4 protein-coding genes and 2 pseudogenes are annotated in these 6,243 nt (G+C 64.2%); 4 read left to right on the forward strand and 2 right to left on the reverse strand.

Annotation, left to right across the window (positions count from 1 at the left end; all coding sequences use genetic code 11):
- Window positions 1–599 (forward strand): transposase (locus tag Tfont_RS14060; RefSeq protein ID WP_185974548.1); only part of this gene is annotated, 599 nt, incomplete at its 5' end.
- A gap of 163 nt (window positions 600–762) precedes the next feature.
- Here the strand turns inward: Tfont_RS14060 and Tfont_RS14065 are convergent.
- Together Tfont_RS14065 and Tfont_RS14070 are read right to left on the reverse strand one after the other, a co-directional pair.
- Window positions 763–1,119 (reverse strand): hypothetical protein, encoded by a 357-nt coding sequence (locus tag Tfont_RS14065; RefSeq protein WP_143969906.1) that lies wholly within the window; start codon window positions 1,117–1,119, stop codon window positions 763–765.
- Between the two features lie 150 nt (window positions 1,120–1,269).
- A complete protein-coding gene (locus tag Tfont_RS14070) occupies window positions 1,270–2,250 on the reverse strand; it encodes a helix-turn-helix domain-containing protein (protein ID WP_221934302.1) in 981 nt (326 codons plus the stop codon).
- Window positions 2,251–2,410: 160 nt separating this feature from the next.
- Between Tfont_RS14070 and Tfont_RS14075 the strand changes: the two genes are divergently transcribed.
- The 3 genes and pseudogenes from Tfont_RS14075 to Tfont_RS14085 form a co-directional block, all read left to right on the forward strand.
- Complete coding sequence (locus Tfont_RS14075; protein ID WP_143969908.1) at window positions 2,411–4,087, forward strand: FAD-binding oxidoreductase; 1,677 nt, start codon at window positions 2,411–2,413, stop codon at window positions 4,085–4,087.
- A 507-nt stretch (window positions 4,088–4,594) separates the two neighbouring features.
- Window positions 4,595–5,541, forward strand: a pseudogene (locus tag Tfont_RS14080) (Tn3 family transposase); the annotation flags it as partial.
- Between the two features lie 131 nt (window positions 5,542–5,672).
- A pseudogene (locus Tfont_RS14085) lies at window positions 5,673–6,243 on the forward strand (FAD-dependent oxidoreductase); the annotation flags it as partial.

Raw genomic sequence — 6,243 nt, forward strand, 5'->3', positions numbered from 1 at the left:
AGCAGCGCAGCGAACCCACCAGCGACAAGCGCGGTGCCAAGGTTGATGAGCTGCACCTCACACCGCTGGAACTGATCGACCGCATCGCCGCGCTGGTGCCACCGCCACGCACCCACCGGCACCGCTACTTTGGTGTGCTGGCACCAAACTCGCCGCTGAGAGCGGCGGTAACGGCGCTGGCTCAGCCTGCTGCGTCGCAACCAGCCACGGTGGAGACTGCACAACCTGGCGCGGGCGTACCTGGGGTGGCGGCGCCGGGCAACGCGGCCACACCCACACCCGAACCTGAAGCACGCCCGAAGCGAGCGGCGCATTACTTGTGGGCGGTGCTGATTGCCCGCATCTACGAGGCATTTCCGCTGCTGTGCCCCATGTGCGGTGGGCAGATGCGCATCATTGCCTTCATCACCCACAGCGCCGAAATCCGCCACATCCTGAACCACATCGGGGTGGAGTCTGCCCCCCCGCACATCACCCCGGCACGCGGGCCACCGCTGTGGGAGGGCTGCGACGCGCCGGTGGATGATGGTGCGCAAGGCGAGCCGGATTGGGATCTGGCAGCTCAACCCGACGAGGTAGACCAGCGCGTCAATTGGTGACCCAGTGAAGCGGCGGTATCCATCGCTGCGGGGAAGCAGCTGCGCGCGCGCCAGGCCCAAATGCATACTGCCTCCCAAGCTCTTGCCATTGAGCGGCAAGCGAGCGCTCAACCTTCCTTGGCCGAACGTGTTTCGAGGCCCAAAACTCGTGCCATACTTGGCCTCATGCGGTTGAATTTCCTATCCGTTTGTAGTTGGTGGCCCCCAGCACGCCGTCCTTCATCTGGCAGGCGTTCTGTTCCCAGCAGGCACCGCCGCCCTCGAACACGATCACCGTCTTGGCCATGTTGGCGGCGTTGGTGGTGCGGTTGACGAAGAAGCGGTAGGGCGTGCCGTTGCCGCAGCTGGCACCGGACTCGGCGGGGGCTTCGATGGCTTCCCACTTGTTGAAGGTGGTGGGGGCCGCACCCACATTGCCGCTGGTGTTGGGCGTCCAGGGGGTGGCAGCGGCCCAAGCCGAGGAGGCCAGAACCGTGGTGGCGATGGCGCTCAGGCCCAACTGCACAACTTGGCGTTGCATGACATTGCTCCGAGGTGGAGACGCGCCAGGCGCATCGCGATGATGGCCGGCGCATCACAGACTGTGTTGGCCTTGCATTCTGGCCATTCGCCTCATCGGCAGCATCGGTGCAAACGTCATAGCCTTTTCAGGGGGTACGAGCCACGTGCATCAGCGCTTGCCACGGCTGCGCCACGCCTGGGGCGTGTCGGCCGTCCACCGCTTGAAGGCCTTGGTGAAAGCGCTTTGGTCGCTGTAGCCCAGCATCATGGCCACCTCGCACACCGACAAGGCCGGGTCGCGCAGATACTGTCTGGCCAGTTGCTCACGCGTCCGATCCAGCAGCATCTGCCAGGTCAGGCCATGCTGGCTCAATCGACGCTGCAGCGTGCGAGCAGACTGGTTCATCATCTTCGCCAGCCGGTGCACGGACACGCTGCCCTCCGGCAACACCCGCAACAAGAGGCGCTGCACGGCCTGATCAAAATCGCCTGGCTCGGGCAGCGCCCGCAGCAGCGCCTCGGCCTGCCCATCCAGCAGCGCGCGCAAACCCGGCTCCGGGTGCCGCATGGGAATCTGCATGTACGCCGAGGGGATCCTTACCCGCGTATGGCTGCTGCCAAACACCACCGGGCAGGCAAAGAAGGCCTCGTAGTGGGCCCGCAAACCTGGGGTGGCCTCGTGCACAAAACTGATCTGCAAAGGCCGAGGCGGGTTGTCCACCTGACGGCTCATGAAGGTCACCAGAGCGCCGATCGACACCTCGTTGAACATCGGGCCCTGTTCGGCCGGCGGCCAGGCGATCTCGACCTCGTCGCCATGCCAGCTCACCTGGGCCAGGTTGGCGCCGTAAAACAGCCGCTCGTACGCCAGGTAGACCCGCATGGCCTCGCCCAGGTTGTCAGAGGCGGCCACCAGGTAACCCAGGACGCCCAGATGCCTGGGTTGCACACCAGCGCCAATTTGAAGGCCCAGCGCCGGCACGCCGGGGCGCAATGCCGCCGCCTGTGCCAGGGCCTCGCGCCAGACCGCAATCGGCACGACGTCGTCCGGCGCGAAGCGCGCAAGTTGGGCACGCAGCCTGGGTGCAGCCAATCCTTCGCGGTCCAGCCAGTCCGTCAACAGGCCGGTCCAGGCGCCGGTCACCCTCATCAAACCATTCACGACACGCACTCCGCTACCCGAGATGGCAGCACGCCGCATTGTCACCAATTATCGGAAAGATGGCGCAGATTAACCAGCGTAAAGGCCGGCGTCTGCATACAGTCACCCTCAGAACCCGACCTGGCTCGACACCGAAAGGACCCACTCGATGAACGCCACACTCTCTCGCCGCCCGCTTCGCCGTTTCTGGGGTTGGGGCGTCGCCTCCGAACACCTGACGCAGGACGAATCGGCCCGCATCGGGATGATGGTGCAGATGCTGGGCGGGCAGATCACTGACCGACCCGAGCCCCAGGTCAGCGACTTCACGTTGCCTGCGCCGCGCATCGCCCCACCTTCAGCTTTGGCCGAGATGTTCTCGGCGACGCCGCTGGACCGGCTCAACCACGCCATGGGCAAGAGCTACGCCGATCTGGCCCGCATGTGGTTGCGCCAGGTGCCCCACGTGCCCGACTGGGTGGCCTACCCCGATGACGAGCAGGCCGTGATCGACATCCTGGATTGGGCCGCGCGCCACAACGTGGCCGTGATCCCTTATGGTGGCGGCTCGAGCGTGTGTGGCGGTGTGGAAGCCGCTGTGGGCAACAGCTACGCCGCCGCCGTGTCGCTCGACATGGAACGACTCAACCGCGTGCTGGAGGTGGACCCCATCAGCCGCGCGGCCCGCATCCAGGCCGGCGCGCTGGGCCCTGAACTGGAAGCGCAACTCAAGCCGCATGGCTATACCTTGCGCCACTACCCGCAGAGCTTCGAGTTCTCCACCTTGGGCGGCTGGATCGTGACGCGTGCCGGCGGCCACTACGCCACGCTGATGACCCACATTGATGACCTGGTCGAGAACACCCGCATGGTCACCCCCTCGGGCGTGTGCGCCTCTCGCCGCCTGCCCGCATCGGGTGCCGGCCCTTCGCAAGATCGCCTGGTGCTGGGCTCGGAAGGCACGATGGGCGTGCTCACCGAAGCCTGGATGCGCCTGCAGGAACGCCCGCGCTTCCGCGCCAATGCATCGGTACGTTTCACCGACTACAAGCAAGCCGTGCAATGCGTGCGGGCCCTGGCGCAATCGGGCCTGTACCCCAGCAACTGCCGCCTGCTGGACCCGATGGAAACCGTGTTTTCTGGCGTAGGCGACGGCAGTGCCGCCGTGCTGGTGCTGGGCTTTGAATCAGCGGATCACCCATTGAACGAATGGATGCGCCGTGCGCTGGAACTGGTGAGCAGCCACGGTGGCAGCTACGACGCCGAATCGGTCGAGCGCTCGATGCGTGATGAGGGTGGCGAGGAACACCGCAGCGGCACAGCCGGTGCGTGGCGGCAGGCTTTTCTGCGCATGCCCTACTGGCGCGACCCGGCTGTGGGCAATGGTCTCATCATGGACACCTTCGAGACCGCCACCACCTGGAACAACTTCGAGGCCTTCTACAAGGGTGTGCGCAAGGATGTGGCCCAGGCCGTGCAGCATGCCACCGGCCATCCAGCCTTCGTGTCTTGTCGCTTCACGCACATCTACCCGGATGGGCCGGCGCCCTACTTCACCATCGCGGCCTTGGGCAGCGCACAAGGCGATGTAGCCTCGGCACTGGCCGCCTGGCGCGAGATCAAGCAGGCCGCCAATGAGGCCGTGATCAAGCACGGCGGCACCATCACCCACCACCACGCCGTGGGGCGCGACCACCGGCCAGGCTACGAGCAGGAAACACCCGCCTTGTACCGCCAGATGTTGCAAGCTGCCAAGGCCACGGTGGACCCGCAAGGCATTCTCAACCCCGGCGTGCTGATCGACCCGCGCGATCGGCAGGTCGGCATCACAGGTGCCTTGGCCTGAGCCTTGGGTTGGGCCCCATCAGGCCGGGGCCAAACCCAGCCAGGGCAAACTCAGGGCCCAGCCACGTGGCCCCGTCTTCGCGTGAAAAAAGTTGAAGTGCCCGACAGCACGCAAGCCTTGCTGCTCGGGGCGCAAGACCTTCACGTCCACCTGCGTGCCGGTGTAATGGCTGTGCATGGCCTTCACGCCACGTCTAAAGTGGCCGAGCTGCACATCAGGCCGCGCGGTTTTCCTCCCTGATCGCCGGCGCGGTTTCTTCCTCCCTGAACCGCATGCAGACTTGCCGCCTCGGACACCCCGAGGCGGTTTTTTTTCGCCTCGCTCGGGGTCTCCTCGTTTTCAGTGCAATAAGTGACGGTACGCAAAGCTAGCACTGGCGCGGGGGTGGTCTGGGTAGACCGTTGATTTCATTGACTTTCCTGTTCGCTTTGTAAACGGGTATGGTGGCCTCCCACTTTTGAGGTTCACGATGCAGGGTTGGCACACAACGTTTTTGGGGATGCGTGGGCTACCGACGAGCTGCTGATGGTCTATGCCGGCATCATGGCCCACGGCACCAGTCTGACTGCGGTCGAATGCGCGCGCATGATTCCGCAATTGTCTGCCACCAGCATTCGCCAGGCCATGCGCTGGGCGCGGGACGAACGGCGTCTGAGCCAGGCCTGCCAGGCTGTGCTGGAATTCATGCAGCGACACCCGATTGCCGCCACCTGGGGGCGGTCCGATTTGGCATCTTCTGACATGATGAGCATGGAGACCACCAAACGGGTGCCCGTTTGCTTGGTTTTGATCTTTGCCCGCGGTTGAAGGAACTCAAACAGCGCCACCTCTTTGTGCCACGCGGCACCAAAGTGCCCGCAGAAATCGCTGCGGTGTGCGAAGCCAATGTCGACGTCGCTTTGATCGAAAAGCATTGGGATAGTCTGGTGCACCTGGCAGCCTCGGTCATGAGCGGACATGCCAGTGCGGTGGCAGCTCTTGCGCGGTTCGGTTCTGCCGCCCAGGGCGATCCAATCTATGAGGCTGGCGTGCAATTGGGGCGGTTGCTGCGTACGGCGTTTTTGGCTGACTACTTTGTCAAGGACGCTTTCAGGAACGAGTTGCGCCGGGTGCTCAATCGGGGCGAGGCTGTTAACGCCCTCAAGCGCGCCATTTATACCGGCCGGATCAGCCCGGCGCAGGCCAAACGTGTCGATGAAATGCAGGCTGTGGCCGATGCGTTGAGCCTGATGGCCAACATCGTGATGGCGTGGAATACCTCACAGATGCAGGCGGTCCTGGATCGCTGGTCGAACCGCCGCCAGGTCATTCCACCGGAACTGATCGGGAAGATTGCGCCCACCAGGCTGGAGAGCATCAACTTGCGGGGTGTGTTTCGCTTCCCGGTTGACCGCTATGCTGACCAAATCCTGCCTTCGCGGCCAAATGCATCGATAACTGGCACCAATGGATGAAACCGACCACGGTTTGACGCCACGAATCGCAGATTTGAAAGTGAACAGGAAAGTCAATGAAATCAACGATCTACCAACACCACCTCCGCGCCAGTGCTAGCTTTTCGTACCGTCACTTATTGCACTGAAAACGAGGAGACCCCAACGTGGACATCCAGATGCGCACCAATGTGCCGCACATCTTCGCCATCGGCGACATCGTGGGCCAGCCCATGCTGGCGCACAAGGCGGTGCACGAGGCGCATGTGGCGGCGGAAGTGATCGCCGGCGAATTGCAGGGCAACAAGGAACTGGCCAGCGCCGCCTTCAACGCCCGCGTGATCCCCAGCGTGGCCTACACCGACCCCGAAGTGGCCTGGGTGGGCCTGACCGAAGACCAGGCCAAGCAGCAGGGCATCAAGGTCAAGAAGGGCCTGTTCCCCTGGGCGGCCTCGGGCCGCGCCATTGCCAACGGCCGCGACGAAGGCGTCACCAAGCTGCTGTTCGACGACAGCCCCGAAGCAGGATCAGGAGACGGCCATGCTGGCCGGGGCCACGGCAAGATCCTGGGCGGCGGCATGGTCGGCACGCATGCGGGCGACATGATCGGCGAGATCGCCCTGGCCATCGAGATGGGTGCGGACGCTGTCGACATCGGCAAGACCATCCACCCGCATCCGACGCTGGGCGAGAGCATCGGCATGGCGGCGGAAGTGGCGCATG

The organism is Tepidimonas fonticaldi (assembly GCF_007556755.1).
Taxonomy (GTDB): domain Bacteria; phylum Pseudomonadota; class Gammaproteobacteria; order Burkholderiales; family Burkholderiaceae_C; genus Tepidimonas; species Tepidimonas fonticaldi.

Bases quoted from the DNA above. Each gene is read 5' to 3' on its own strand.
- Tfont_RS14065 (WP_143969906.1), bottom strand. From the start codon at position 1,119: ATGCAACGCCAAGTTGTGCAGTTGGGCCTGAGCGCCATCGCCACCACG.
- Tfont_RS14070 (WP_221934302.1), bottom strand. From the start codon at position 2,250: ATGAGGGTGACCGGCGCCTGGACCGGCCTGTTGACGGACTGGCTGGAC.
- Tfont_RS14075 (WP_143969908.1), top strand. From the start codon at position 2,411: ATGAACGCCACACTCTCTCGCCGCCCGCTTCGCCGTTTCTGGGGTTGG.